Annotated in this window: 24 protein-coding genes; 8 read left to right on the top strand and 16 right to left on the bottom strand. The window is 53.0% G+C overall.

The window, feature by feature from the left end; genetic code table 11:
* The first annotated feature begins 2 nt into the window (after positions 1 to 2).
* Positions 3 to 554, top strand: a complete 552-nt coding sequence (locus tag DDY07_RS11955) for a DbpA RNA binding domain-containing protein (RefSeq protein ID WP_171696065.1) — start codon at positions 3 to 5, stop codon at positions 552 to 554.
* Between the two features lie 31 nt (positions 555 to 585).
* Here the strand turns inward: DDY07_RS11955 and DDY07_RS11950 are convergent, their stop codons facing one another.
* On the bottom strand, positions 586 to 2,916 hold the full coding sequence (locus DDY07_RS11950; RefSeq protein ID WP_171696064.1) for a TonB-dependent receptor: 2,331 nt from the start codon (positions 2,914 to 2,916) through the stop codon (positions 586 to 588).
* Between the two features lie 201 nt (positions 2,917 to 3,117).
* Between DDY07_RS11950 and rnd the strand changes: the two genes are divergently transcribed.
* Positions 3,118 to 4,266, top strand: coding sequence for a ribonuclease D (rnd, locus tag DDY07_RS11945; RefSeq protein ID WP_171696063.1), 1,149 nt, complete (start codon positions 3,118 to 3,120; stop codon positions 4,264 to 4,266).
* Positions 4,267 to 4,450: 184 nt separating this feature from the next.
* Here rnd and DDY07_RS11940 read toward each other — a convergent pair whose 3' ends face one another.
* The 3 genes from DDY07_RS11940 to DDY07_RS11930 form a co-directional block, all read right to left on the bottom strand.
* Positions 4,451 to 8,548, bottom strand: coding sequence for an EAL domain-containing protein (locus tag DDY07_RS11940; protein WP_171696062.1), 4,098 nt, complete (start codon positions 8,546 to 8,548; stop codon positions 4,451 to 4,453).
* A gap of 25 nt (positions 8,549 to 8,573) precedes the next feature.
* Entirely contained in the window at positions 8,574 to 9,230 is a 657-nt protein-coding gene (locus tag DDY07_RS11935) for a TMEM165/GDT1 family protein (protein ID WP_171696061.1), read from the bottom strand.
* An 82-nt stretch (positions 9,231 to 9,312) separates the two neighbouring features.
* Complete coding sequence (locus DDY07_RS11930) at positions 9,313 to 10,242, bottom strand: ZIP family metal transporter (protein ID WP_171696060.1); 930 nt, start codon at positions 10,240 to 10,242, stop codon at positions 9,313 to 9,315.
* A gap of 266 nt (positions 10,243 to 10,508) precedes the next feature.
* Here DDY07_RS11930 and DDY07_RS11925 point away from each other — a divergent pair, with 266 nt between their 5' ends.
* The 3 genes from DDY07_RS11925 to nadA all read left to right on the top strand — a co-directional run bounded on the left by DDY07_RS11925 (position 10,509) and on the right by nadA (position 12,777).
* Positions 10,509 to 11,057: a DUF2780 domain-containing protein gene (locus tag DDY07_RS11925; RefSeq protein WP_171696059.1), complete on the top strand. Its 549-nt coding sequence runs from the start codon at positions 10,509 to 10,511 to the stop codon at positions 11,055 to 11,057.
* Positions 11,058 to 11,215: 158 nt separating this feature from the next.
* Positions 11,216 to 11,611 carry a hypothetical protein gene (locus DDY07_RS11920; RefSeq protein ID WP_171696058.1) on the top strand — a complete coding sequence of 132 codons (396 nt, stop codon included), beginning with the start codon at positions 11,216 to 11,218 and terminating at the stop codon, positions 11,609 to 11,611.
* A gap of 71 nt (positions 11,612 to 11,682) precedes the next feature.
* Positions 11,683 to 12,777: a quinolinate synthase NadA gene (gene nadA, locus DDY07_RS11915; protein ID WP_171696057.1), complete on the top strand. Its 1,095-nt coding sequence runs from the start codon at positions 11,683 to 11,685 to the stop codon at positions 12,775 to 12,777.
* Positions 12,778 to 12,825: 48 nt separating this feature from the next.
* Here nadA and DDY07_RS11910 read toward each other — a convergent pair whose 3' ends face one another.
* A complete protein-coding gene (locus tag DDY07_RS11910) occupies positions 12,826 to 13,848 on the bottom strand; it encodes an alcohol dehydrogenase catalytic domain-containing protein (RefSeq protein ID WP_171696056.1) in 1,023 nt (340 codons plus the stop codon).
* 54 nt (positions 13,849 to 13,902) lie between these two features.
* Between DDY07_RS11910 and DDY07_RS11905 the strand changes: the two genes are divergently transcribed.
* Positions 13,903 to 15,408: a phenylacetate--CoA ligase family protein gene (locus tag DDY07_RS11905; protein WP_171696055.1), complete on the top strand. Its 1,506-nt coding sequence runs from the start codon at positions 13,903 to 13,905 to the stop codon at positions 15,406 to 15,408.
* An 83-nt stretch (positions 15,409 to 15,491) separates the two neighbouring features.
* Here DDY07_RS11905 and DDY07_RS11900 read toward each other — a convergent pair whose 3' ends face one another.
* From DDY07_RS11900 to DDY07_RS11850, 11 genes are all read right to left on the bottom strand, one after another.
* Positions 15,492 to 16,016, bottom strand: a complete 525-nt coding sequence (locus DDY07_RS11900; RefSeq protein ID WP_171696054.1) for a PepSY domain-containing protein — start codon at positions 16,014 to 16,016, stop codon at positions 15,492 to 15,494.
* A gap of 43 nt (positions 16,017 to 16,059) precedes the next feature.
* Complete coding sequence (locus DDY07_RS24445; protein WP_171696053.1) at positions 16,060 to 16,692, bottom strand: response regulator transcription factor; 633 nt, start codon at positions 16,690 to 16,692, stop codon at positions 16,060 to 16,062.
* Between the two features lie 131 nt (positions 16,693 to 16,823).
* Positions 16,824 to 17,573 carry a flagellar brake protein gene (locus DDY07_RS11890; RefSeq protein ID WP_171696052.1) on the bottom strand — a complete coding sequence of 250 codons (750 nt, stop codon included), beginning with the start codon at positions 17,571 to 17,573 and terminating at the stop codon, positions 16,824 to 16,826.
* 340 nt (positions 17,574 to 17,913) lie between these two features.
* Positions 17,914 to 18,276: a roadblock/LC7 domain-containing protein gene (locus DDY07_RS11885; RefSeq protein WP_033155499.1), complete on the bottom strand. Its 363-nt coding sequence runs from the start codon at positions 18,274 to 18,276 to the stop codon at positions 17,914 to 17,916.
* A 10-nt stretch (positions 18,277 to 18,286) separates the two neighbouring features.
* Positions 18,287 to 18,850, bottom strand: a complete 564-nt coding sequence (locus DDY07_RS11880; RefSeq protein WP_171696051.1) for a protoglobin domain-containing protein — start codon at positions 18,848 to 18,850, stop codon at positions 18,287 to 18,289.
* A 242-nt stretch (positions 18,851 to 19,092) separates the two neighbouring features.
* Positions 19,093 to 19,395, bottom strand: a complete 303-nt coding sequence (locus tag DDY07_RS11875) for a hypothetical protein (RefSeq protein ID WP_171696050.1) — start codon at positions 19,393 to 19,395, stop codon at positions 19,093 to 19,095.
* Positions 19,396 to 19,478: 83 nt separating this feature from the next.
* Complete coding sequence (gene creC / locus DDY07_RS11870) at positions 19,479 to 20,909, bottom strand: two-component system sensor histidine kinase CreC (protein ID WP_171696049.1); 1,431 nt, start codon at positions 20,907 to 20,909, stop codon at positions 19,479 to 19,481.
* Complete coding sequence (gene creB, locus DDY07_RS11865; RefSeq protein ID WP_171696048.1) at positions 20,906 to 21,598, bottom strand: two-component system response regulator CreB; 693 nt, start codon at positions 21,596 to 21,598, stop codon at positions 20,906 to 20,908. The genes creC and creB overlap by 4 nt, the downstream gene beginning before the upstream one ends.
* A 4-nt stretch (positions 21,599 to 21,602) precedes the next feature.
* A complete protein-coding gene (locus DDY07_RS11860) occupies positions 21,603 to 22,019 on the bottom strand; it encodes a DUF350 domain-containing protein (protein WP_171696047.1) in 417 nt (138 codons plus the stop codon).
* Positions 22,020 to 22,021: 2 nt separating this feature from the next.
* The gene (locus tag DDY07_RS11855; RefSeq protein ID WP_171696046.1) at positions 22,022 to 23,152 is read right to left on the bottom strand and encodes a glutathionylspermidine synthase family protein; all 1,131 of its coding nucleotides are present in this window, start codon (positions 23,150 to 23,152) and stop codon (positions 22,022 to 22,024) included.
* A gap of 2 nt (positions 23,153 to 23,154) precedes the next feature.
* Entirely contained in the window at positions 23,155 to 24,357 is a 1,203-nt protein-coding gene (locus DDY07_RS11850) for a hypothetical protein (protein ID WP_171696045.1), read from the bottom strand.
* A gap of 535 nt (positions 24,358 to 24,892) precedes the next feature.
* Between DDY07_RS11850 and DDY07_RS11845 the strand changes: the two genes are divergently transcribed.
* Positions 24,893 to 25,705 carry a formate/nitrite transporter family protein gene (locus DDY07_RS11845; RefSeq protein ID WP_171696044.1) on the top strand — a complete coding sequence of 271 codons (813 nt, stop codon included), beginning with the start codon at positions 24,893 to 24,895 and terminating at the stop codon, positions 25,703 to 25,705.
* A gap of 74 nt (positions 25,706 to 25,779) precedes the next feature.
* Positions 25,780 to 26,223: a cyanase gene (gene cynS / locus DDY07_RS11840; protein WP_101054970.1), complete on the top strand. Its 444-nt coding sequence runs from the start codon at positions 25,780 to 25,782 to the stop codon at positions 26,221 to 26,223.
* The last annotated feature ends 9 nt before the right edge of the window (positions 26,224 to 26,232 follow it).

The raw sequence follows: 26,232 nt of genomic DNA, 5'->3' as shown, positions 1-26,232 counted from the left end.
CTATGAACGCTTTCTCTGCCGAAAGTCGTAAGGAAGATAAGTTTAAAAGGCGCTTGCAGTGCATAGTCAGCGAAGAAGACCTGACCCAGCAACGGGAGCTGATTCAGCGTACAGCGGCCGAATTGGATATAGACCTATTGACTTGCGCCGCGGCCTTGGTTTACCTAAGCCAACCCAACCTGTATCCCGCGCATACTCATACTCAGCAGCCCAGATTGTTGGTCCCTCTACCACAACCTCACAGTCGCGGTCCGCATGCAAACGGCAAAATGGTGCGTTATCGCCTGGCCGTCGGCAGCCAGCACCAAATCAGTCGCGACGATATTCAAGCGGTATTGGTCGAAGAGTCCGGCGTAGATAAAAAGCGCATTGGCAGGATCGACATTCGCGATACGTATACGTTGGTGGAGTTACCGGACGGCATGCCGGCGGATATTTTTCAGTTATTGACCGAAGCGTCCATAGGACCGCATCGCCTCAACATCAAACGCATCAAACCGAATAAATTCAGGCAAACCCGTAACAACAATCAGCTGGACGAGGAAAACGGCTAATTTCAGCCGTTTTCCTGCGGCCAGGTTTGGACTACATCGTCAGGCGAATGCCTATCCAAGCGGCGCGCGGTGCGCCGACCCCAACGAAGCGGCTTTGTTGGTCGCCTGGAAATCCCACGCCGTCAAGTACATCCCCGGTATTGCCCCAGGTGCCGAAATTGGCATATTGGCGGTCGAACAAATTGCTCACTTTACCGAACAGCGCGACGTTTTTGTTGAAGCGGTATTCGCTACGCAAATTAAATACGACGAATCCCGGCAGCTTGGCCGTCAAATTGGCTTCGTCGCCGCGCAGATATTGCGAGCTGTTGTAATTCATATCCATTCCCAGAGTCCAGGCGGAGACGATGTCGAAGTCGGTGCTGAACTTGAACTGATGGGCTGGGATGCCGGGTAGCTTGTCGCCGGCCTGTACCTGGATATTGCCGTCGCCATCCGCCAGCGGATTGTTGGGGCTGCTGCCCAGAAACGGCGTTTCGAAGCTGGCATCGATATAGGTGTAATGGCTAGACCAGCGCCAGCGCTCGTAAAAATTACCCGCCAATCCCACTTCTACACCTTGGCGTAAGGTAGAGCCGACATTGTCGAAATAACCGACATTGCTGCCGACACCGCCGGTGCTCTTGAAGATGATGTCGTTATTGTTGATGGTGCGGAATAAAGCCAAATTCCAGTCCATGTAGCCGGGCAGCAAGTTTTTCAACCGGCCGCGCACCCCGGTTTCGAAGGTATTGGCGACTACTTGCTTGAGAGGCGGATCGGATACGAAAGCATTCGGCAAACGGCAAGGGTCGTCCGGGTTGGCGCAGCTTAACTCCATCGGTGTCGGCACCCGCGACGATTCGCTGTAGTTACCGAAGAATGTCAATTCCGGCATGAAGGCGTAGGTCAGACCCGCCGCTGGATTGAAGCGGTCGAATGAGTGCGAGCCGTTCAGGTCGTCGCCGACATGGTCGCGCAGTTTAATATGGGATTGGTTGTAACGGCCGGAGACGGTCAGATCCAGTTTGTCGGTCAAGGAATAGGTATCGGTTAAAAATACGCCGTAATGATCGGTCTCGGTAGTCAGGCGGACATGGGCGTCTTGCAGCAATACCCCGCCCCCTGACACCCCGCGATCAGCGGTTAACGAACCCAGCTGGGTGTCGGCGTGATAGCGGGCGTTGCCGTGGTCGAAACTGGCCCCGCCTACCAGATGGTTGTTGCGGCCGAATATTTTGTGGTCGAAAGCATTTTGCAAGGCAAAGCCGAACGATTGCTGTAGCGTGCTGGAAGTGTTGATGGTGCCGCCCTCGACCGCTGGTGAGGCAGCTATATTACTGCCGCCTAGATCGAACAAGCCCTCATCGTCCAACTCGCCACCGGATTCGGCGCACAAAAAGTTGTCCTCGCCAGCGCCTTCATCAATACATTCGCCAAATTCGCTACCATCGCCGTTATAGGTGCCGATCTTGTTCCGGCGGTAGTACATCGTACCGGATAATTGATTGTGGTCGTTCAGCCAGGTATCGCCGGCCAGCGACACCAGCATCATCCGGTTGCGGGTAATGTCGGGATGCGTAAATACCTGATCGCGGCCGAATGCCAGCATTTCCTGAGGAAGGGCGCCGTTGCCGCGCAAGGTGTTGTCGCTGCCGGCGATGCTTAAATCCAGGCCGGATTTAACGCCGCGCCAACTCAGGGTGCCGAAGCCTTGTTTGGCTTCGCTCGGGGAGTGGGCGCGCCAGCCTTTTTCGTTGAAATATTTGGCATCCAGGAAATAGCCCCAGGTGCCGTTGTTCCAACCGCTGGTGAGTTCTTCGGAATGGCGGTCCCAGGAGCCGCCTTGGGCTTCGAAACTGTGGCCGGGTGCCGAGAAACCGGTCTTGGTGTTGATGTTGATTGAACCACCCAGCGCATTCAAACCAAACGCCGGGTTCGATGCCGGTTGCAGGCTCATATTGTCGATGGCGCCATTGGGAATTAAGTCCCAGTTGATCATGTCGCCGAACGGTTCATTGAAACGAATACCGTTGACGTAAGTTGCCAAGCCTTGCGGTAAGCCCATCAGCGGTGAGGCGCTGAAGCCGCGGTATTGCACGTCCGGTTGCAAGGGGTTGTTTTGCGCATCGTTGATGTTGACGCTGCCGAGATAGCGGTTCATGTAGTCCGCCAGAGACAGGGCTTGGGCTTCCTGCAATTTCTCGGCTGACACTGTTTGTACATTCGCCGGAATTTTATTGATATCGACGCCGCCGAATTGTAAAGGCGTTACCGCCACAACTTCCACTTCCTCCAGATTGGTCGCAACTTCCGCGGCTATGGCTTCGGCTAAGGGCAGCATGCTGAACAATGGCAGCACGCCGAGCGCAACTTTTTTCATAAATTTACCTGAGAATACAAAACAAAAGCGGCATGGTAAACAAGCAGGGCCGGGGGTTCCATTGTCGGCAATAAAAAGGAAAAATTCCTGATTTGCATCGCGTCGGCCAATGCCGGAATATTTCAGTCAATCACGCCCCGACGGGGTAAAATACGCAGTCACGCCGTTTTTCGGCAAGCCCTGTTAATTGCCATAGCGACTATGACTATTCAATATATCAACCGCCCGGATCAACTCGATAGCCTTTGCCAACTGATCAGCCAGGAGCCCTGGATCGCCCTGGATACCGAATTTCTTCGCGAGAAAACCTATTACCCCAAGTTTTGTTTACTGCAAATAGCCGCGCCGGGCTGGGTGGCTTGTGTCGATCCGTTAGCGATTGCCGATTTAACGCCGCTGTTAGAGGCGATTTACAATCCCAATATTGTCAAAGTGTTGCATTCCTGCCGGCAGGATCTGGAAATTTTTTACCAGATTACCGGCAAAATTCCGGGCCCGATTTTCGATACGCAGATTGCCGCGCCGCTGCTGGGTTTTCAGGAAAATCCGGGTTATGCGATGCTGGTATCCAGCTTTTTAAACGTCAATCTCAGCAAGGCGCATACTCGTACCGACTGGTCGGAGCGGCCCTTGAGCCAGGATCAAATTCAGTATGCCGCCGACGATGTGATTTACCTGTGCAAGATTTACAAAATCATGTGCGAGCAACTGGCTAAATTAGGGCGTGCAAATTGGCTGGAAAGTGATTTTGCGCTGTTGAACGATCCGGAGCTATACCAACTCTCGCCGGAAAATGCCTGGTTGAAGATTCGTGGCAAAAACAAGCTGACCGGTAAGCAATTGTCTATCATGCAAAGCCTTACCGAATGGCGCGAACGCACCGCCCAGCAAGAAAACAAACCGCGCAGTTGGTTGTTGCAGGATGATTTGCTGCTGGAACTGGGCAAATTACAACCCGTGACCTTGGCCGATCTAGCCAAGATCCGCAACATTAACGACCGCACCGTCAATCGTTACGGCAAAACGATTTGCGAATTGATCGACATTGCCAAACAACGTCCGCCCAAACCCTTGGCCGAAAAGGATCAAGCCGGCAAGAAAACTCAACAGCATGAAGCGATACTGGATGTACTCAGCGCCGTGGTCAGAATCCGTGCTGAGGAAAACTCGCTGAATCCCATCATCTTGGCTACCCGCAAGGATTTGGAGCAATTACTGTCCGGCGATGAGGATTGCTTGTTGTTGCACGGCTGGCGTTACAACATGGCCGGCCGGGAGTTGCAGGGCTTATTGCGCGGTGACTTAACCTTGAGCTTGAAGCCGGATGGTGTGGTGATTAGTGCGGTTTAGCATGCGGCGGCCTGCAATAGCCATATGCTGAATTATTAATCCCCCAATGTATCGGTGTCTGGCTTTTCCGTATAAGCCGGTCTATCGAATAGCGGCGTTTTTATTGACTGGGCTCCCGCCTGCCCGTTAGCGAGTGTGATAACAAAGATAACGGGGTTGGCGGCGGGGAACGGCTGAGAATCCGCTATGCTGATTTACCGAATTGTTGTTCAAATGTTGCCGCCGGCAGCGGTTTGGCAAACAGATAACCCTGACCGTAATCGCAGCCGATAGCGGCCAGCAAATCACGTTGTTGCTCGGTTTCCACACCTTCCGCGATAACTTTTAAGCCCAATTTATGCGCCATCACGATGATGGCTTCGCAGAGCACGAAGTCGTTCGAATCCTGCGATAAATTGCGGACGAACGACTGGTCTATCTTCAAATAATCGATGTCGAATTTTTTCAGATAGGACAATGCGGAATAGCCGGTGCCGAAGTCGTCTATCGCTACTTGCATACCGGCGTCGCGGAACGCCATCAAATGATTGTGTACAGAAAGATTGGCGTCCAGCAGCAAGCCTTCAGTAATTTCTACCACAATACTTTGGCCCGACAATCCCAGTCGATACAAATAATTGAACCAGTCTTCAGGGGCATGCTCGGCGCTTTGAAATTGCACCGGTGATTTGTTGACGCTGATTTGGAAGTCAGGGTGGATAGTGCTTCGCCAAGTTTGCACTTGTCGTGCCGCGGTTTCGAATACCCAATCACCGATTTCTCTGATTAAACCGGTTTCTTCCGCCAGCGGTATGAATTCGGCGGGGCTAATCAAGCCACGCTTTGGATGATGCCAGCGTAGCAAGGCTTCCGCTTTGTGGACTTCGCCGTTCAGCAAGTCGACGATAGGTTGATAGCACAGCAAAAATTGCGCGTTGGCCAGCGCGATACGTAAGTCGCCGAGCATCGCGGCGCGGGCTTCCAGCGCGTCCTGTAAGGCTTGGGTAAAGAAGCGGTAGTTGTTTCGGCCCTGGTTTTTGGCGGCGTACATGGCCTGATCCGCATTTTTTTGTAACTGGCTTAAATCGGTGCTGTCGTTTGGATAAAACGTGATGCCGATACTCGCAGAGACATAAGCTAGTTCGCCGTCCAAGCTAAACGGCGCACTGAGTTTTTGCAGTAGGTTTTTAGCTATCGGTTCGGAGACTTCGATGCAGTCCAGCTCGCTCAAGATAATCGTGAATTCGTCGCCGCCCAAGCGCGCCACGGTATCGGACTCCCGGACGCAGGTCTGCAAGCGCCGCGCGGTTTCCTTCAGTAATTTGTCGCCCATGTCGTGGCCCAGCGTATCGTTGATTTCCTTGAAGCGGTCCAGGTCGATAAACAACAGCGCAAACAACTGCCCCATGCGGTGGGCTTTTTTGATTTCCTGTTCCAGACGGTCGCGGAACATGCGCCGATTAGGCAGACCGGTGAGCGGATCGAAGTTGGCTTGCCGCCAGATTTGTTCCTCGGATTGTTTACGCTGAGTGATGTCGGAAAACAGGGCGACCCGGCGTAGCGGCTTGCCTTCCGCATCATAAATGGTGTTGATGGCCAGCTCTTCGACGAACAAGTGACCATCCTTACAGCGATTTTTTATTTCTCCGCGCCACGCGCCGGTCGTTTGCAGCGTGGTCCATAATTCTCGGTAAAACCCCGTATCATGTTCGCCGGAACTGAGAATATGGGGATTTTTACCGACAACTTCAGCCTCCGTATACCCAGTCATCTTGGTAAATGCGGGGTTGACGCTGAGGATGGTGTTATCGCTATCCACCACTATCATCGCTTCACTGCTGTTGTGATAAACCAGGGCCGCCAGCCGCAGGTTCTCTTCGGTTTTGCGCAACTCGCTGATATCGCGGGCAAAACCAACCGTACCCAGTAACTGACCTTGCTCATCCATTACAGGCGCTTTATAGGTCTCGAACCATTTGCGCACGCCGCGATCAACAATTTCCTCTTCGACAATCAATTTGTCTCGCAAAGCCATCACGCGCCGGTCATCGGCCACGTAGCTTTCGGCCAGTTCCGGCGGGGCAATGTCGAAATCGTTTTTGCCCGCCAGCGCCTCCGGGTTGACCGCGGAAAATACGTTGGCGAACTCCTGGTTGACGGCCAGCAGGCGGCTATCGGTATCTTTTAGCCAAATCGCATGCGGAATGTTATCCAGCAATGCGCGTTGATAGTATTCTTTCTTTTGCAGCGCTTGTTCCGTACGATGTTGATTACTGATGTCGCGAAAACTCCAGACGCGGCCGACAATTTTGTCGGCGATACTTTGTGGCTTGGAATAGCGTTCAAAAATCCGGCCATCGGTAAACTCGATCAGATCGTAACTTTCTGCCGCGGGGTGATTGTAAAGAGCCTGAACTTTGTCGAAAAACGCATCGGGATTTTTTAGCTGCTTAACGGCTAAATGCAAAAGTTTTATATCGTCTTTATCTTCTCCAACAGCCGTGCTGGGCAACTGCCACAGTTCAAAAAAACGCTGATTGTAAGTGACGATCTGACCTTGCAGGCTGACCACCAAAATGCCGTCGGCCGTGGCTTCCAGCGTAGCCTTTAGCAAGGAAACCGATTGGGCTAAAGCGTCTTCGCGGACTTTGTTTTCGGTAATGTCTTCGTAGATCCCCAAAATGCCGATCATTGCATGATCGGAATTGCGCAAGGGTATTTTCGAGGTGCGTAGCCAAATGGTATTGCCGGCAGGTGTGGTTTGGGGTTCTTCATACGCCAGTTTGCCTACCCCCGATGTTATCACCTGACGATCATCTGCTTGGTAACTTGCGGCTTGATCTCGCCAATTCAGTTGACTGTCGTCCTTGCCGATTAAATCGCTGGAGCTGGATTGTCCGGCATCGCCGGCAAATAGCGCGTTACAGCCCAAATAGCGAGAATTTAGGTCTTTCCAGAATACACGGATTGGTAAGGTTTCCAGGATGGTCTGCAACAGTAAATGGGATTCGGTCAGTGCTTTTTCGGATTTTAGTTGCTCGGTAATATCGAACAAAATGGCCAGATTGTCTCCGACATACGATTCGCCCAGGGATACCGAACCGGCGAGCACCGTGCGCCGTTCGCCGTGTTTGCAATGAATTTCCGCTTGGAGGGTTTCGAAACTTTGCACGCGACGGGATTTATCAGTCAACTCCAGCCAGGTTTCCATAATGTTCTGGCGGTAGGCGGGGTCGGGATAGGCTTTGGGCCACCATTCGTCAAGCGTTTTAATGTCTTCCAAGGTGTAACCGAAAGCTTTGCTGAAAGCCGGATTTAGCAATGTGAACTTGCCTTCGGCGTTGTAAATGGCCTGGGGTACTGGCGAGTAGTCGATGATAGCCTTCAAACGTTTTTCGCTATCGCTCAGTCCTGAGGTAATCAGCTGCTGCTTGTGCAGAGTAAGTGCCAAAGTGGTGCCGGTCCAGGACAGTACCAATATATAAAACCAAAGATTCAGCAATTCGCTTTTCTCAAAGTCGTCGCCGAAAAAGCCTAGATGATGTGCGGCACCGAATAGCGCTTGGATGGTAATCAAGCCGGCAATCAGTGTCACGCCATGGCGATAGAAACGGAGGGCGGCCCAAATGGCAAACAGAAACATCCAGTAACCGCGGGCGATTTTGCCAAAGACAGGCTGGAAAGCATCGAGAAATACTACTTGGCCGGCGAACAAAGCAACAATAATCAGCAGCAACGCTTCCAGGCCGCGCTTTTCAGCAAACCATTGCTTTGGCCAATTTCGCCACACCAATAATATCGGGGTGGTCGTGACAATACCGAACGCATCCGCCATCCACCAATGTAAAATCGCTTGCGGCATAGCCGCTAGCGGTATGAAGCCGGCCTGATGTAAAGCCAAAGGGCCAATGCCTGCACTGATCAACGAGCAAGCGGCGCCGGTCAGGGTTAGCCAGATAAAGTGGCCTGGCTCGGTTAAGTCTAAAGAAAAACGCTGTTGGTGTTTTAGCAGGTAGGCGGCTGTCACCGATTCCAGTGTGTTGCCCGTTGCAATGGCAAAAGACAGTGGGAGCGAGTCGTCTACCATCAAGCCGGCGGCGAACGCGCCCAGAAATATGCCTGGCCAATAGCAAAGGCCTTTCAGCAATAAGGCGGCCAATCCCAATCCGCCGGAAAACCACACCAGGGTGATGTTACCGGTCTCTGAGAAATAAGACAGTACAATTTTGGCTAACAGGCAATACAGCCCCGCCAAGCCGAGTATTGCCGCAACGTCTAGCCAGCGGTAATTGGGAAATGCCATGAATCGCTGCAAGTCTGGAATTTGGCTAAAGTTGGGGGAGCAAACCCGCAGCCAGCAAGCTTTCGTAGGCTTTATAGGCCGCAACTGCCGACAAAATCAGGAAAAACACGCCGCTGGCTTTATGCAGCAAGGACAGGGGGATTTTTTGCAACACGGTGCGGCCAGCCAGCACGCCCAGTGCGGACGTAAACGCCAGCGCCAGCGTCGAGCCCAGCCAAACTGCAATCGGTTGCGCGGTACTGCTGAATGCCACGACAGCCAATTGAGTTTTATCGCCAAATTCGGCGACGGTGATCAATAAAAAGGTCGTAAAGAAAATGCCGTGGCCACTTTTCTCGACGATTTCTTCGTTGTCATCGTCTTCGTCGTGGTTGAGCAAAGCATGCAGACCGAATGCGGCAAACAGCAGGGCGACGGTGGCCGCGACCAGATATTCCGGTAACCATGTTGCAATCGCCGCACCAAAAACCACCGCCAAAGTGTTCAGCAGCGCGAACGCGGCAATCGCTCCTAATAACACCGGAGTCGGTCTGTGCTTGGAGGCCAGGGTCATGCATACCAGTTGGCTTTTATCGCCAATTTCTGCGGCGGCTATCAGTGCAAAGCTGGTGCCGCCGGTCGCGAGCAATTCCGCAAAGTTTAAGGTGCTTATTTGGGTGATGAATGCGGTTAGGTATTCCATTCGGCACTGAGGAGTTTGATCGGAAGATATAAAGCCCAAAAGGCTTTTGCCTTTTGGGTGGCGCGCTTGGTTTAGGTGGTGTTTATGTCAGTATTTTGTCCAGGATCATCATGATGATGAAACCGGCCATTAATGAAAATGTAGCGATGCGCGAGCGGCCTTTGGCGTGCGTCTCCGGGATGATTTCTTCGCTGATGACGAACAACATCGCACCGGCTGCAAACCCCATTGCAATCGGCAATATCGACGAAAATACCGTGACCATGGTAATGCCCAATAGGCCGCCCACCGGTTCCACCAAGCCTGTCAACGTGGCGATGGCGACGGCTTTCCATTTGTTGTAACCCAGGCCGACTAGGGGCAGGGCGACTGCCAGGCCTTCCGGCAAATTTTGCAAGGCAATGGCAATAGACAACACCAAGCCATTGTTCATATCGCCGGAGCCAAAGCTGACGCCGACCGACATGCCTTCCGGGAAGTTATGGATGGTGATGGCGATGATGAATAAAGAGATTTTTTGCAGCGAATCCAGGGAATGATCGCTGACTGAATCAAAATGCAGATGCGGCAATCGGCTGTCGGCAACATGTAAAAACAGCGCGCCGATCAGCATGCCGGCGGAAACGATCCACAAGCCTTTGCCGGGCCAGATTTGTTCGCCGTAATCCAAGCCGGGCACCAGTAGCGAAAACGCGGTGGCCGCCAGCATTACGCCCGCTGCGGCGCCCAGCAAGCCGTTGAATAGCCGGTCGGAAATATTTTTAAAGAACAAGGCCGGCAAGGCGCCGATGCCGGTAGCTAATCCAGCCAGCACGCTGGCCAGAAAGCCGATCACCACCACTTTGTCAAAAATAAGGTACAGGCTGCCGAATACCAGGATTTGCGAGAGCAAAAACAAACCGATAAACACCCCCCAACGTTGCATCAGCGGCAAGGTCATCACATGCAGGTATTTAGGATGGGCTTGCAAGCGAAGATAATAGTCTTCGAGCGTTTTTTGAATATTCAGCATATTTTTACCTTTATTGTTCTTGTGGCTAAAGCCAGGATTATACTGAATTCATGCGAATTGCCGATTTTTACCCACAATGTTTGCGGGGAGTTTCTCGGTTATCTGCAGATAACACGCCGTCTTTGCACAGGACGCCGCGGCTGTCCGCCTGCGGCGATAAAAGAGCCCAGGTTGTATCCTGGGCAGGTTTCGATTTACAGTGCCGGTTTTGGCGGCCATGATGTGGCTTGGTCCGGTATTTCGGCGTTTTTCAGGAGTTCGACAGAATGAAGGTTTTGCAAGGTTTTACAGCAGTCGGTGTTCTCGCGGTCATCAGCGCTTGCGCACCGGTGCAACAGCAGGTTTCAGATCAGACTTTTGCCTTGGGCGGGTCGCCAGCCGTCTATGGTGCAGCAGGTTCTATCGCCGGTGCGGTGGGGCAGGCCAACCAACTAGGGTTAATCGATATTCTGGTTGGGCAATTGGGCATCAGCCCGCAGCAAGCGCTGGGTGGCGTGGGGTCAATTTTTTCAGTGGCGCAGCAACGCATGAATCCCGGTGACTTTTCGCAATTGAGCAATGCCCTACCGGATATGGACCGCTATTTGTCCTCGGTACCGCAACAGGTTTCCACTACCGGCTCGCAATCGTTGCTGGGCGCTGCGGGCGGGTTAATGGGCGGGCAACTTGGCAGTCTGGCGAATTTAGCCGGATCGTTTCAATCTTTGGGTATGAATCCGTCCATGGTCAGCCAGTTTGTGCCGGTGGTTTTACAATATGTACAAAACCAAAGCGGTGCTGGGGCTATGAGTTTGCTTCAGCACGCTTTATATTGAACAGCGCGCCCACTTTTCCGGTTTGAGTCCCGCTTCTCCGCCCGCGAATATCGTCGTTTGCGCTCAGGCGGGAATGACGACATCAGAAGATATAAGGGCCTGATGAATGAAATGGCGTGGACCTCGATCTAATTTTTACAATCACAGACTAAAAAATCATGGAAATATTATTGATAGGCGCCGTTTTGATGATCTTCGCCATTTTGTTATCCGCATGGCTGATGACTTTTGCCAAATGGTTTCCGATCAAAGGCATAGACGGCGAGTTTTTAAAAGACTACAAAACCCTGATCAGGGCACACGTTGATTTCGCCTTAATGGCGTTGTTTTGCCTGGGCTTTTACGGCGCCAAAGTACCGTTGCCGGACACCGCTTGCTGGTTGGTCGTGATTGGCGGCTTGACCAATCCCGGCGTGTTTGTGGTGGCGGCATTCGATCCGGATTTTTGGTCCAAGCCGATATGGCGGATCTATTCCGCTTTGAGTTTTGTCGTCACCACCCTTGGTTTTGGCTGGATTGGCCTCACTTTACTAAATCATGCTTTGTCGGCATGACCCATGGAACCGGCTGTAAAAAGCCGGGCCTAAGTTTTCGAAATTCTCGCTTTTTGTTTTCAGGTTAAAAAATGACTGCTGCCTTACCTATCCATGATTACGCCCTGCTCGATGATGCCGAATGTGCCGCGCGCATAGAAGCCGCCAAAGCCAAACTCGGCAAACGCTGCATTATTCTGGGCCATCATTACCAACGCGACGAAGTATTCAAACATGCGGATATATTCGGCGACTCATTGAAATTATCGCGGGAAGCGGCGCAATCGGAAGCCGAATACATCGTCTTTTGCGGCGTGCATTTCATGGCGGAAGTGGCGGACATTTTGTCGCGGCCGGAGCAAATCGCGATTTTGCCGGATTTGGCGGCCGGCTGTTCGATGGCGGACATGGCCAATAAGGTCAAAGTCCAACAATGCTGGGACGAGTTGGCGAAAGTGATTGATGTGGAAAATACCGTCACCCCGGTGACTTACATCAATTCCGCCGCCGATTTAAAAGCGTTTTGCGGGCAGCATGACGGTATTGTCTGTACCTCTTCCAACGCCGAAAAAATCCTGAAATGGAGCTTTGCCAAACGCGAAAAAGTATTGTTCTTCCCCGATCAGCATTTGGGCCGCAATACCGGCTACCGGATGGGCATCCCGCTGGAACAAATGGTAACCTGGGATTTCAATAAACCGGAGGGCGGTTTGACCGAACAGCAAATCCGCGATGCCAAGATTATTCTTTGGAAGGGTCATTGTTCCGTACATCAAGCCTTCCAGCCGGAGCAAATCGACGCCTTCAAGGAAAAACACCCGGAAACCATCGTTATTTCCCATCCCGAAGCCTGTTTTGAAGTCTGCGAAAAATCCGATTACATCGGTTCCACTGAAATGATTTTGAAAATCGTCCGCGAAGCCGAAGCCAATACCCGTTGGTTGGTAGCGACCGAGCTGAATCTGGTCAATCGCCTGAATCAGGAATGCAAGGCACAAGGCAAAAGCGTGCATTTCATGGCGCCTACTTTAAGTATGTGCTCAACGATGTTCCGCACCGATCCGCAGCATCTGTGCTGGGTGCTGGAAAATCTGGCGGCCGGGCATGTGGTCAACCAAGTCTCCGTGCCTGCCGAGCAGGCGGCGCTGGCGAAAAAGACTTTGGATAATATGCTGCTGGCGTCTTAACGCCTTCTAAGCTTGCGCTCGCTGGCGGTGCTGGTGAGTTCAAGCGGGTTAATAATCTGAATTCAGTGCGGGCTGTAACAGAATTTTTCTGACGCCGGCTTGGGCGGCGTGATTGAATGCGGCAAGTCCATCGCTCAGTGGGTATTGGCCGTCTATCATCGTTTCCACGGGTAGCTTGTTTTCTGTCAACAGCTTTAGGGCTTCTGCAAACGGCCCGCAGCGGGAGCCGATGATGTTGATTTCGTAAACCACCACCTTGCTTAAATCCAGTGCCGCGTTGGCTGCAAAGGTGCTTTTCAACACCAAGGTGCCGCGCGGTTTGACGATGCGCAAGGCTTGCGCAAAACCTGATGCCTGACCGCTGGCGTCGACGACGCGGTCGAAGCTGTTGTCTGGAATCTCGTTAGTCAAGCCAGTCGTCAGTTGCCATTGTTTGGGCAAAGCTAATGACTCCAACGACCGGCCCAACACCGTGACTTGGTAGCCGGCCAGACTCAACACCTTGGCGATCAACAAACCCAAGCGGCCGGGGCCGACCACCGCGATGTCGGCGATGGGCAGTGCGGCTATTTGTTTTACTACACGCAAAGCAGCGGCCAGCGGCTCGGTAAACACGGCGGCTTGGTCAGTCACTATGTCGGGGACGGTGTACAAGTTGGCAACCGGCAGGCTGAAATAATCGGCAAATACCCCGTCTTTGCCGCGTATTCCCAGCACTTTACGATTCAGGCAATGCTCGGGGCCGTCGCGCTGGCACACCTCGCAGACGTTGCAGCCGATATTGATGGCACCCACCGCGCGCCGGTTCAGCCAATCTCTGTGTTTGTCATCGGCAACGGCGATGACCTTACCGACAAATTCATGGCCGAGGATGCCGGAAAATCCGGCATAACCCTTCACCAGTTCCAGGTCGGTGGCGCAGATACCGGCCAGGCGCAGTGCAATCAAAGCTTCGCCGGCAGCTAATTCGGGTATCGGCATATCGTTGCGGTAGGATAATGATTTGTCTAATCTCAATGCTTGCATCGGTATGGGCATGGTGTTGTGCAGAATTAACGTTTTACCAAACATTCAATCCAAGAATATATCTTTAGGGTTTTTCCAGCATTTTTCAGGTGGTTTGCAATGAGCGATTTACCGACGACGTCTTCTGCGGCAGCATTTCAACATTTTCTGGCCACGCCATTGGATACCTTGCTTACCAAGCATCAAGCGCTTAATCCGCAGCAAAAAATGCTGGCTCTATTTCAGCGTTGTGCGGCTGAGGTTCCCGCTTATCGGCAGTTTTTACAAGCCCAGCAAATCGATCCCGCGCAGATTAATAATTACGCGGATTTTCAAAAGCTACCGCTAATCAGCAAAGCTAACTACATGCAAGCCTACCCGTTGCCGGCGCGTTGTTTCGGCGGCAATTTAAGCGGGGCGGACCGGGTGGCGGTGTCGTCAGGCTCCACCGGCATGCCAACTTTCTGGCCGCGTTCGGCAGCATATGAGTTGGATGTGGCGGTGCGCTTCGAGCAGGTGTTCAAGGACAGTTTTCAGGCCGATAAGCGCTCGACTTTGGCGGTGGTGTGTTTTGCGTTAGGCAATTGGGTGGGCGGCCTGTTCACGACCTCCTGTTGCTGGCATCTGGCGCAGAAGGGCTATCCCTTGCTGGTGGCAACGCCGGGCAATAATAAAGCTGAGATTTTTCGGGTAGTCCGCGAGTTGGCGCCGCACTTTGAGCAAACCGTGCTGTTGGGGTATCCGCCGTTTGTGAAGGACGTGATCGATGCCGGCGCCGCCGAGGGCATAGACTGGGCGCAATTCAAACCTAAACTGGTGTTTGCCGGCGAGGTGTTTAGCGAGGAGTGGCGCAGCTTGCTGTCCGAGCGTATCGGCTCGCAGTCGGTTTGTTTCGATTCCGCATCGTTATACGGTACCGCCGACGGCGGCGTGCTGGGTAACGAAACGCCGCTTAGCATTGCCATTCGCCGTTGGCTGGCGCAACGGCCGGAAGCGGCCCGAGCGTTGTTCGGCGAATCGCGGCTGCCCACCCTGGTGCAATACGATCCGCATAGCCGTTTCTTCGAAGAACACGAGGGGACTTTGGTGGTCTCCGGCGAGAACAGTGTGCCTTTGCTGCGCTATCACATCGCCGACAAGGGTGGGCTGCTGAGCTACGCGCAAATCTGGGATTTTCTGCGACAGCACGGCGTGCAGTCGGTCGAGGATTTAGGTTTGGCTAGCAGTTTTCAAGCTCGCGACTTACCTTTTGTGTATGTGTTCGGCCGCGCCGATTTTACCGTGTCCTACTACGGCGCCAATATCTATCCGGAAAACGTCACGGTAGGTCTGGAACAGCCGGAGATCATGGCTTGGGTGACCGGTAAATTTGTTCTGCAAACCCAGGAAAATGCGGAGGGCGATAAATATCTGCAGATCGCCGTGGAATTATTGCCAGGCGTGGTGGCGGAACCGGCGATGGCGCCGAGGATAGCCGCCTCCATTCGTACGCAGTTGTTGCGGCTGAACAGCGAATTTGCCCATTACACGCCAGTCGAGAAGCAGTTGCCCCAGATCAGCCTACATGGTTTTGCGGATGCGGATTATTTCCCCGTTGGGGTAAAACACCGGTATACCCGGCGTTAATTGGTATATTCGGCGGCGGGTGCTGGGGCTCTAATAGTGAGAGCCCCAAAACTGCCAGGGTTGTGAAGTTGCTGGCCCCGGAATTAACGTTTTTCGTCAACTTCCTCGCCGATTTCCCATTCCTCGGTGGCGGTTTCGATGATTTTGCCGCTGGCGGCATCCACTTCGATTTTGGTTTCCAGACCTTTGTCATTCACGATGTCGAATTCGTAAGACGAGCCGCCGTTTTCCTCCACTTCGTATTCGACTTCCTCAATCTTGCCGGGATTGGCTTTTAACGCAATTGCTGCGGCATCTTCCTCGGTGACTTTGACATTCTTTTTGAATGCCTGGCTATTGGGGTCGGCTACTTCAGCTTCTTTTTCAGTCAGCTTGCCGCCGTCGGCATCGCACATGTATTCCCATTCCTGGCGGTTGTTGTCGCGCAACTCCAGTTCATAGGCGCCTTTGCCGGCTACGTTGAGCTTTTCCAGTTTGACCAGCTCGCCTGCCTTTTCTTTTTTGACGGCCTGGATGCAATTTTCCAAGCCTTGATCGGCTGCTAAGGCACTAGCGGATAACACGCCCAAACCGGCTAATACAGATAATGCTAACACTGACTTTTTCATAAACCACCTCGCAAAAATAGGAAAAATTCCCGAATATCGGGAATCATACGCCTTTATGCATAATCAAGCCATGGCTATTGGCAAATTTTGTCAGTGTGTCCCGACTGTCGATAGCCAGTTTCAGCTTGATTTGAGTTTGGCAATTGGAGACCGTTTTACTGCTGATACCGAGTTGCGCAGCTACCGTTTGCAATGAACAGCCTTCGGCTAACAGACAAAACACATCAAACTCGCGGGAGCTGAGAGAAACAAAGGGTTCTAATTGCTTTTTGATTTGCCGCATGGCCAGCAACTGGGCAATCTCTTGGTCCAGGTAATATTCACCCTGCACAATCGTGCGGATGATCTCAGCCAACTTGGCCGCGTCGGGAAACCATCTCAACAACCCGGTCACTCCGACCTGCAAATAGGTCAGGGCATGGGCGCTGGAATGGCTAAGCAAGGCTACAAACTTACTGTTAGGGGCAATGCTTTTTACTTGATCGATCAGATCCAGATTGTCTGGCAACGCCGCGTCACCGTCGATCAGGACGACGTCTAAAGCTAACAAATTCATGGGTTCCGTAGTGTTTGGCTCGATTGTGATGACGGCAATGCCTTGGTTTTCCAATTCTTTCGGATTAAGGCTAATTTCTGCAAACCCTTGCGCGGGTAGCAATAGTCTGATGACTGACACGATATATTGCCTATTGTCTAAACGGGTGGAATGGCAAACCTAGGACCTTTTGGTAAATAAGGTATTGCTGTTTTTTGTTTGAGCCTAGCTAAACTTGGAGATTAACGGAAACCGGGCGGTTTAGCGCCGATTCAATGACTCTCGATGTTTTTCAGCATCCGTTCGATAGATTGCATGTAGATCTGCACACTGCTCTCAAAAGTCGGCGAAATGGCGGTAAATTGAAAACCTATGCGATGCGCGGTGCTTATCGTATTGGTTTTGACGTCGATACTGTATTTGGCGCGCATCGCAACGTCGGCGTGGTGGTGTTCGTGGTCTTGCAGAAATAAGGTGCAACTGACGACTTCAACACTAAGCAATTCCTGTTGCAAATCATGGTCCGGATTCAATAAAGCCAGTCCGCACAAACCAATATCGATCAGTTTGAAGGTTTTAACGACAGATGTTTGTTCGCCATCCGCACCGCTTAGCTTAAAACCGAATTGGCAATACGTGCCTGTATGCGATTGCGGCACTTTCACCCGGTAATAATTGCGCCGTTGCCGCCAGTACAGTCTATCGGGCAATGGCATGGTTAGTACCGCACCATGCGCGCATTGCGCCAGTTTGATGTTCACCCCCTGAAAAGCCGCATCAATCCCATCCACCTGCGTGAAGAAATGCGCGCGCTTGCTCAGTAATAAACGGTCCGTCAATTCCTGGGTGGGCGCAATGTCTATCGCCAAGGTATTGTGTTTAGGGTCGATTTGCACAATCGCAGTTAAAAACGCCTGATTATCCGCGCCATAGCGAGCCGACAAAATGCAATTACGCTGCTGGATCTCCGTTAAATAATTGACAATCTGTTTCGGGCTAAAAATCGCGTAGTCGTTTTCCATTGCTAGTGATCATCGGTTTTGCAAATATGCGGAAAATATACGTTAAAAACCGGATTGTTGCCTTGTTGGAAATAAGGAGGGGCTTAAGCTTTTTAGGGCGGGGACGTTTAGGTCTAGTGGGTGCAACGCTGGAGCGACGAGCGAGTGCCGATGTGACAAATTCAGGCTAAGTTGTCAGGGAAGCATAGCGCGCACCTTGATCTGTCTAGCTTTGGTATTGACATCCCCTGGGAGCGGTAAAGGTATTTGAAGGCAGGGATCGACTGCCGGATGCGGCAAACAGTCTGACCGGTGGTAAGATCGAGGTGACGGGCGTAATCCCGTCACTCCAAGTCAATCTTTACAGCATCTCCGCGATCTGAACCGCCGCTCGCTTAACATCAAGAAATATCAAGCCCAATTTGGCCGATGACTTGGTTAAAACGGTGAGAACACCCTCAGAACCGGCATAGGTCATTAACACATAGCCGGCCTTGCCTTTGATCAGCACTTGCTCCAACTCGCCTCTCGCCAGCTCTTGCGCAGTCCGGTCACCCAATGACAACATGGCGGCGCTCATCGCACCTACCCGGTCTTCGTCCATGGAAGCCGGTAATACCGAGGCCATCATTAAACCATCAGTCGATATCACGCCACTGGCTTCGATGTCGGCCGATGAACCATTCAATTCCGTCAAAACAGATATTAATAAATCCGCGCGCATAGTGATCTCCTTATTTGTCTCTGTAGGCCAAGGCCAGATTGGTGAATAACGTGCGGCTCATGCCGGAAATTTTCAAAAACTTTTCCAGTTCTTCCGCCAGGCTCGAGGCTTGATAGGATTGCTGCATCACCAGCAATGAAAAGCCGGTTACCGAGTTAACCGCGGCAATCGTCCGAGCGCAATATTGCTTATCGTCACCAAAGGTTTCAACTATCAGCGTGAAAAGACGGTTATTGATCAAAGTCATCGCTCCGGCCATGAATTCGACAGGCAATTTAACCTTGACATGCACATCACCGACCTTGAACATCTGTGCGGTAAAGTCTTTATCATAGGGGCCTGTGAATAGTCCTTCCATCCATAGGCGGTGGGTTTTTTTCAAACCCTCGACTCGGCCTTCCAGAAACGAAGCCGTTTCCGGTATGGTGGCCAACTGTTGATAAAATTCGTCGGTTACCGCCGCCAGATGTGGCTTAATTTGCGACCCAACCTCTAGCAACAAAGCTTCCTTATCGGGGGTAAACCCGCTAAACGATTTGCCGTATACGGTCAGCTTTTCGAAATCCAATGACATTAAACACTCTCCTCGTGAACTAAAAAAAATGCAGCCGACTTTGTGGGGGTGTTTTTAGTGCGGCCGCATGGTCTTGCTAGTTAGACTCAGCGAGGAAAGCATATACCAGGTTTTTTGTTAGGTATTTTTTTGCACGGCTTATTTGTGGCTTATGAGAATTAGCTCGCAAACCATCGTGTTATTAATTTTTCGAGCGTCTATCGCCAAAGCATTGTGCTTAAGGTCAATTTGTAGCATTGCGGTTAAAACCGGGTGATATCGTATTCGCCAGCTAAGGCTTTCGGCACGACTTTCTCAATCGACACTACCGTGCCTTTAAAAATCAATGCACTGGCTTGAAGATATTCTTCCGGGTGCGGATGCCAACAACTGCAAGCTAGTGCCGGAGTTGGTATTGTCGCCAAACCCAAAACCCATGCCCCAAGGATCATATTTGCCAGCTTGCCATGCTTGTCCGATCTGAGGATACGAATATTCTTTATTGCTATTGCGGATTTTAGCTGACGGACATAGAAATTGATGGCTGCAATTGTCGATGTATTCATTTTTCTTCCATTTGGTAGTCAGAATTCAGGAGTTTGGAATGATGATCAGACAAAGGTAAATTGGTCGTCGATTACACTGTTTCTCAATCACTTGCCGACAAATTCAACACTGCCATCGCCCCGCCGCCCTCGGCATTGCCGACCTTGATCTTCCCGCCATGTAACACAGCCACTTCCCTAACGAAAGCCAAGCCCAACCCGGTACTCTTCCGGCCATTGTGGGGGCGGGGCAGGGAGTAAAAGCGTTCGAACAAACGTTCCAATGCGTAGTCGGGTATGCCGGGGCCGTGGTCGCGGATGCGCAAGATGATTTGCTTGCCGTTGCGGCGGCCGTCGATTTCGATTGTGGACTTGGCAGGGGCAAAGGCCAAGGCGTTATCCAAAAGATTGGAGATGGCCTGCCGCAATAAAAACTCTTCAGCCAGCACGGGCAGCGGTTTGTCTACCGACACGGCGGTGTGCAAATTGAGTTGCAGCAGTTGCGGGGCTTTTTCGGCCAGGACGCTATTAAGCAATTCGCCTAAATCCAATAGCTGTGGATCGGATAGCTGCTGGCGCTGCTCCAATTCCGCCAGTCCCAGTAGTCGTTCGATTAATTGGTCCAGGCGTTCGGCTTGTTCGCGGGCATTACCGGCGAAGCGACGGCGGTCGGCATCGGGTAACGGATCTTCCAGCAATTCCGCCGCGCCGCGAATGGCGGCCAACGGGCTTTTCATCTCGTGGGTCAGGGTTTGTACGTAGCGCTCAACGTATTGTTTGCCTTCCAATTCCTGGCGCATGGTTTCCAGCGCGTGTGCCAGCGTGGACAATTCGACGCTGCGCAATTTGGGCGGGCTGGCTTTGCCGCCGGACGCCACGCTGCGGGCGTAGCCGACCAGTAAATCGATGGCGCGGGTCAAGCGCCAGTTGAATACCGCGCCGAATAGCAAAGCGCCGCCGAACAGCCAGAAGGCACCGCGTTGTATAGCATTCTTGCTGGCGTCGACGATGGGTTGCAGCAGGGCGGTGGGGTAGGCGACGGTGACCACGCCGATCAATTTATCGCCGTCGCGCACTGGCGCCGCGACATGCATGGTCGAGCTGGCCTTATCGCCGGGATTGGCCTGCGAGGAACGCGCGCCGTATTGGCCTTGCAGGGTCAGATACACGTCGTTCCAGCGCGAGTAGTTTTCGCCGATTGCCGTAACCGCCGAGTCGAAACGAACGATGCCAACCGCGTCGGTGACGTAAACCCGGTAATCCAGGCTTTGTTTCGGAAAGCCGAAGATGGTCGCGGATACCGGTCGCTTGCTGTAGCGCTTGACCGCTTGAGCGAAATGGCCGTCGGCGATGCTGCCTTGCCGCAAATCCGGCGCGGCCAGTTCGGCCAGCAGGTTGGCGGTATCGACCAAACTGGCTTCCAGCGCGGTGCGCACGCCGGGGCCGATCTGCTTCACCACCAGCATTAACACCAGTTGCCCAGTCACGGCCACCAGCAGGAAGTAGCCTAAAAACAGCCGTACCGATAACTTCATCGGCTTTGCAAGCTATAACCCAGGCCGCGATGGGTGCGTATAGGATCTTGATCGGCGGCGGCCAAGCGTAGTTTGGCGCGCAAGGTTTTGATGTGGGTATCGACGGTGCGGTCGAACACGTCGCCGGGGTCTTGCCAGATTCTTTCCAGCAGTTGTTCGCGGGAGAAAATCCGCTCGGGGTGTTCGATGAATAGTTTCAACAACAAAAATTCGTAACGGGTCAAATCCAGCAATTGTCCGTAATAGCGGATGCGGCCGGCTTGGCTGTCCAGTTCAAATTGTCCGGCAAGCGTAGGCGATTGGTCGGTGCCGATGGGCGCATTTAGCCTGCGTAGGATCACGCCCACTCTGGTCGCCACTTCGCGCGGACTAAACGGCTTGGTCACATAGTCGTCGGCGCCGATTTCCAAACCAACGATGCGGTCGATTTCGTCGCCGTGCGCGGTCAGAAAAATCACCGGAATATCCGAAAATCGACGCAACTGCCGGCACAAGTCAAAACCGTTGCCGTCCGGCAGGCCGACATCGAGAATCACCAAAGAGAACTCGGTGGATTGCAATCTGACCAAGGCGGTTTGCACTAAGTTGACGTGCTCGGTTCGGTAACCGCTGCTGTTCAGCACATAAATCAATGTGTCGGCAATCGCCGGTTCGTCCTCGACTATTAAGATGCGTTTGGCGGCAGTCACGGCTTTAATAAGTCATGCAAGCCGCGCTTAACAAGCCCGCCGCCAAAGCAAAACCTGCCAGCACGATGGCGGGTCCTAGTTCGTCGTCTGCAATGCGTTTGCACAGGTCAGCGAAAGTCAACCGCAGGCCGACGAATACCAGCACTTGCAAAAATAAAGCGATGCCAGCCCAGATCAGCATGTCGATAAACGACACGCTGTTGGCGACGGCTCCGGACAGCGCCAAGACAAAGCCCAGTAGTGCGCCGCTAAACGCCACGGCCGGCGCGGTTTTGCCCTCGCGGATCAGTTTGAATTCCGCGTAGGGCGTAATCCACAAATAACAGAAAGCAAACGCGCCGGTTAGCGCGGCGGCCGCGACAAAGTGCAGAAAAAAGCCGTTGGCGCCGGCCAGGATGTGAGAGAGGTCTAGCGATTCCATAGTCAATTCTCGACGAAATAATGCGGGATGAAGCGGCTATTGTTGCCGGTGATTTCGGTTTTGTCTTCCCGGATGCCGATGCCGGCCGGTTGATCGGCGATGATCCAGGAGCCGATCACCGGGAAATTGCCGGCAAACTCGGGCAGCGGGGTATAGCGTTGATAAATGCAGGCCTCGCCGCCGTAACTACCGCCGGTTTCGACGAGGCTGGCGCCCCGGCGAATCTGGATGTTGGCGCCTTCGCGGGAATACAGCGGCTTGCGTACATAATCGCCCAGCAGCGGTTGGTCGGCGAAACCGGCCTCCAGCAAATTGGGGTGGCCGGGAAACAGCTCCCACAAAATCGGCAACAGGCCTTTGTTGCTGAGCGGCAGTTTCCAGGGTGGTTCCAACATCGCCGGTTGGGCTTGCGGCAGGTAAGGGCCAAACTCTTCTTGCAACAGCCATTCCCAGGGATACAGTTTGAACAACGCGCGGATGGGGTTATTGCGCAGATCGACAAAGTGTTGCCCGCCGGCGTCCCAGCCGATTTGATCAATAGCCAAGCGTTGGGTTTGCAGGCCGGCTTGTACAGCGGTGTCGCGCAGATATTCCAGATTGCCGATGTCTTCGTCGCTGCTGTCGACGCCGGCAAAATGCAGGCTGGGCTGGCGTTGCCGGTAATCTTGCCAAAAGACCAGCAGTTTTTCGTGTATGGAATTGAATTGATCGGCGTCCGGATAACAATCCCGCAACCAGAACCACTGCACCACGCCGGCTTCCAGCAGCGCAGTGGGCGTGTCGGCGTTGTATTCCAGCAATTTGGGCTGGCCGCTGCCGTCCCAGGCCAGATCGAAGCGGCCGTAAACGCTGGGTTCACGGCGTTCCCACGAATCGACAATATAGGGCACGGCCCAAGCCGGAATCAGCAGTTGTTTGAACAACTTGCGGTCTATGATGGCCTGAACGGCTTTTAGACACAGCGTATGCAATTCGGCGGTGACGTCGTCGAGAATATCGATCTGGCTGGCCGTGAAGCGATAGCAGGCCGATTCGTCCCAATAAACATCGCCGTCCAGGGTGTGATAATTCATCCCCACGGCTTCGACGCGCTGCTGCCAATCGGCGCGGGGTGTGATGGCGATTCTTTGCATAACTAGCCGCCGAAAGAACTGTGCGAACCGCCGAAGAAACCGAAGCCGCCGCGCCTGACCGAACTATGGCTGTCCGCGCTGCCATTGCCGCTATAACGGGAGCTCGAGCCGCCGCCGTGGCCACCGCTGCTTCGGCATTCAATCGGGTTGCCCTGGTCGTCGACGCAATCTTGTTGGCGGATCCGAAAATCGTCCGGGTTCCCGTGGTAATTGGCTAACGATAAGCCGCCCAATAACGCCAAGGACACCTGCATGGAACGCCGAGGGACTGCCGCTTGCACCGGCCGGGTTTCCGGTGCGGCTTGCAACACGCTTTCCCAGGTGGATAGCCGGGGATAGAAGTCGTAGTGATAAAGCGCGCCTATCGACAACAGCAGATAAAAATCCAGCCTGTTACCGCACAGCAGAAACAGCGGTAAGCCCAACCAAGCCACGCCATTGGCGATCAATGCGGAGCGGAAGGCTCGTTGCTGGGCCAGCGCCACGCGCACCGTATAGTTCGAAACGCCGATGGGTGGCTTGGCTAGCGTTTGCAATAGCGGATAGGCCGCCAAGGCGATGGCAACAAACAACAAGCGCACCGGCCAGGCCGGCAATTGAGGAGCGTAACCGGCAAATAGCGGGTATTGCCAATGCAGCATCGTTGCATAAATCACGTACACCAACAGATAGACGCCGGTCAGCACGGCCATGAAACGGAAGGACGACACCGCTTTATCGAACTCCACGCAGACGGCGCTATTGCTGCTCAACGGGCTGCTGGAGAAACTGCCAAGCCGATAGATGTTACGTCGATACGAATCCACCCATAGTCGCAGCTCCGCCGACAAAAAATTGCCTGCTATTTGAATAGACTCACGTTGGTTTTTGTTGGAGCCGTGAAAAAAGCGCCAGGATTTCGCATTTCCTTGATCCTGGCTATCAGTCACCAGCAAGGCATGGGTTGGAATGGTGGTTTGGCCGAGCCAGCTGCGTTTGACGATTTTGTCGGGATACAGCGTAATCGATTGAGTCGAGATGATGCCAAGCAGCGCCCAAGCAGCATACGCGCCGAATAAAATAAAACTAACTTCGACGATGAAAAAGTTACTTAGAAATCCCGCCCAAGCCATTAGGAAGGCCAGCGCTAATCCCAGTAGCGCAAGTAGTTGTCTCCACGCGCTGTAAGTAAGAACCAGTTTTTTATTAAGCGACGACGATGGCATAGGCTCGGCTAAATAAGATGGTGACGTTAGAATCGGTTACTGGGAAAATGTCGGCGAAGCATAGCCGCTACTTGATGTTTTTGCTGAAAATAGCCGCGAGTGGCCGGTTGCCGGAAGCGGATTGCTGATAATGGCTTCGCATCTGTCTCCGGACTTGTCTCAGATTGGTGTTTTCCTGTTTTGGTGCGGTGGCAGTCCGTTTTGGTGCGCGATGCTGATTTAGCTTGCTGAGCTTGGCAGCGCAAAGCTTAGTTAGGCTGGATTCAAAGCGCTGGCACAATCCGTGCTGCAATTTACCCGGTGCAATGGCGCACCCTCGGTTCCCTTCAACAACGGCGTTGAAACGTTGCTGGTTTTATAACCCGCAATACTGTTTGCTCGGCCGTTGTCCCGCTTTTCCCTTTCGGACTTTCGCTGATCACAAACACGCCGTTTCCAAGGGAGCTTTAGCTTGCGCATACAGGCTTATTTAAACGAATGGCGGTGCTTGATAACCACCGACATTCAAGTCCTTCCCACAATTTAAAGGTGAGTTATGTCCTATCTGATCCCTTCGGAATTCGTTACAAAGATGGTCGATGCCGGTGAATCCAAAATCTTCATGTCTACCCGCGACACCTTAATCCGCGCTTACATGGCCGGCGCGATCCTGGCGCTGGCGGCGGTATTTGCGGTGTCGATTACCGTGCAAACCAACTCGCCGATCTTTGGGGCGATTTTGTTCCCGGTCGGTTTTTGCATGTTGTATTTATTGGGTTTCGATTTGCTGACCGGCGTGTTCGTATTAACGCCGCTGGCTTGGCTGGACAAGCGCGCCGGGGTGACGCTGAGCGGCGTGCTCAGAAATTGGGGCTTGGTGTTTTTAGGCAATTTTCTCGGCGCGTTGACAGTGGCGGTGATGATGTCGGTGGTCTTTACTTACGGCTTCTCCGTGGAACCGGACGCCGTCGGTAAAAAGCTGGCCGGTATCGGCGAAGCACGGACCTTGGGCTATGCCAAATACGGCATAGCCGGCTGGCTGACGATTTTTATTCGCGGGATGCTGTGTAACTGGATGGTGTCTACGGGTGTGGTGGGCGCGATGATTTCGACGTCGGTCAGCGGTAAAGTGATCGCGATGTGGATGCCCATCATGCTGTTCTTTGGCATGACCTTCGAGCATTCTGTCGTGAACATGTTTTTGTTCCCCTCCGGTTTGATCATGGGCGGCAATTTTTCGATCATGGATTATTTTGTCTGGAACGAGATCCCCACGGTGTTGGGTAATCTGGTCGGCGGCTTGGCCTTCACCGGTTTGACGCTGTATTCCACGCATGTCAAAACTGCGCCGAAGCGCTCTTCCAACTAAGCGCCAAGCGATCCGGCCCCGATGCCGCTGAGCACGGGGTTTTTCTCGCTGTTAACCAAGCTAAGGAGTTAAACATGACACGCAACGAAGTGACCGAGTTGGTCGTTACGCAAAAACTGGCCAAGCAATTGAGCTGGGCGCAACTGGCTGAAGCGATTGGTTTGAGTAAGGAATGGACCACTGCCGCATTGCTGGGACAGATGACCTTGAACGCCGAGCAAGCCGCGATCATCGGCGCGTTGCTGGAGTTGCCGCCCGCGGCTATTGCCCAATTGCAAGTAGTGCCGTACAAAGGTTCGCTGCCCAGCGCCGTGCCAACCGATCCATTGATTTACCGTTTCTACGAGCTGGTGAATGTCTACGGCACTACGTTTAAGGCCTTAATCCACGAAGAATTCGGCGACGGCATCATGAGCGCCATCGATTTTAGTATGGACTTGCAGCGTGAGCCCGATCCGAAAGGCGACCGGGTCAAGATCGTGATGAGCGGGAAGTTTCTGCCTTATAAGAGTTATTGAGGCCGCCTT

Origin of the sequence: Methylomonas sp. ZR1 (assembly GCF_013141865.1) — a bacterium.
In the GTDB taxonomy this organism is placed as follows: domain Bacteria; phylum Pseudomonadota; class Gammaproteobacteria; order Methylococcales; family Methylomonadaceae; genus Methylomonas.
This window is presented reverse-complemented; position numbering and strand designations above follow the sequence as displayed.

What these genes read in the sequence shown, in the direction of transcription:
- DDY07_RS11955 (WP_171696065.1), top strand. Translation starts at nt 3, where the DNA reads ATGAACGCTTTCTCTGCCGAAAGTCGTAAGGAAGATAAGTTTAAAAGG.
- DDY07_RS11950 (WP_171696064.1), bottom strand. Translation starts at nt 2,916, where the DNA reads ATGAAAAAAGTTGCGCTCGGCGTGCTGCCATTGTTCAGCATGCTGCCC.
- rnd (WP_171696063.1), top strand. Translation starts at nt 3,118, where the DNA reads ATGACTATTCAATATATCAACCGCCCGGATCAACTCGATAGCCTTTGC.
- DDY07_RS11940 (WP_171696062.1), bottom strand. Translation starts at nt 8,548, where the DNA reads ATGGCATTTCCCAATTACCGCTGGCTAGACGTTGCGGCAATACTCGGC.
- DDY07_RS11935 (WP_171696061.1), bottom strand. Translation starts at nt 9,230, where the DNA reads ATGGAATACCTAACCGCATTCATCACCCAAATAAGCACCTTAAACTTT.
- DDY07_RS11930 (WP_171696060.1), bottom strand. Translation starts at nt 10,242, where the DNA reads ATGCTGAATATTCAAAAAACGCTCGAAGACTATTATCTTCGCTTGCAA.
- DDY07_RS11925 (WP_171696059.1), top strand. Translation starts at nt 10,509, where the DNA reads ATGAAGGTTTTGCAAGGTTTTACAGCAGTCGGTGTTCTCGCGGTCATC.
- DDY07_RS11920 (WP_171696058.1), top strand. Translation starts at nt 11,216, where the DNA reads ATGGAAATATTATTGATAGGCGCCGTTTTGATGATCTTCGCCATTTTG.
- nadA (WP_171696057.1), top strand. Translation starts at nt 11,683, where the DNA reads ATGACTGCTGCCTTACCTATCCATGATTACGCCCTGCTCGATGATGCC.
- DDY07_RS11910 (WP_171696056.1), bottom strand. Translation starts at nt 13,848, where the DNA reads ATGTTTGGTAAAACGTTAATTCTGCACAACACCATGCCCATACCGATG.
- DDY07_RS11905 (WP_171696055.1), top strand. Translation starts at nt 13,903, where the DNA reads ATGAGCGATTTACCGACGACGTCTTCTGCGGCAGCATTTCAACATTTT.
- DDY07_RS11900 (WP_171696054.1), bottom strand. Translation starts at nt 16,016, where the DNA reads ATGAAAAAGTCAGTGTTAGCATTATCTGTATTAGCCGGTTTGGGCGTG.
- DDY07_RS11890 (WP_171696052.1), bottom strand. Translation starts at nt 17,573, where the DNA reads ATGGAAAACGACTACGCGATTTTTAGCCCGAAACAGATTGTCAATTAT.
- DDY07_RS11885 (WP_033155499.1), bottom strand. Translation starts at nt 18,276, where the DNA reads ATGCGCGCGGATTTATTAATATCTGTTTTGACGGAATTGAATGGTTCA.
- DDY07_RS11880 (WP_171696051.1), bottom strand. Translation starts at nt 18,850, where the DNA reads ATGTCATTGGATTTCGAAAAGCTGACCGTATACGGCAAATCGTTTAGC.
- DDY07_RS11875 (WP_171696050.1), bottom strand. Translation starts at nt 19,395, where the DNA reads ATGAATACATCGACAATTGCAGCCATCAATTTCTATGTCCGTCAGCTA.
- creC (WP_171696049.1), bottom strand. Translation starts at nt 20,909, where the DNA reads ATGAAGTTATCGGTACGGCTGTTTTTAGGCTACTTCCTGCTGGTGGCC.
- DDY07_RS11860 (WP_171696047.1), bottom strand. Translation starts at nt 22,019, where the DNA reads ATGGAATCGCTAGACCTCTCTCACATCCTGGCCGGCGCCAACGGCTTT.
- DDY07_RS11855 (WP_171696046.1), bottom strand. Translation starts at nt 23,152, where the DNA reads ATGCAAAGAATCGCCATCACACCCCGCGCCGATTGGCAGCAGCGCGTC.
- DDY07_RS11850 (WP_171696045.1), bottom strand. Translation starts at nt 24,357, where the DNA reads ATGCCATCGTCGTCGCTTAATAAAAAACTGGTTCTTACTTACAGCGCG.
- DDY07_RS11845 (WP_171696044.1), top strand. Translation starts at nt 24,893, where the DNA reads ATGTCCTATCTGATCCCTTCGGAATTCGTTACAAAGATGGTCGATGCC.
- cynS (WP_101054970.1), top strand. Translation starts at nt 25,780, where the DNA reads ATGACACGCAACGAAGTGACCGAGTTGGTCGTTACGCAAAAACTGGCC.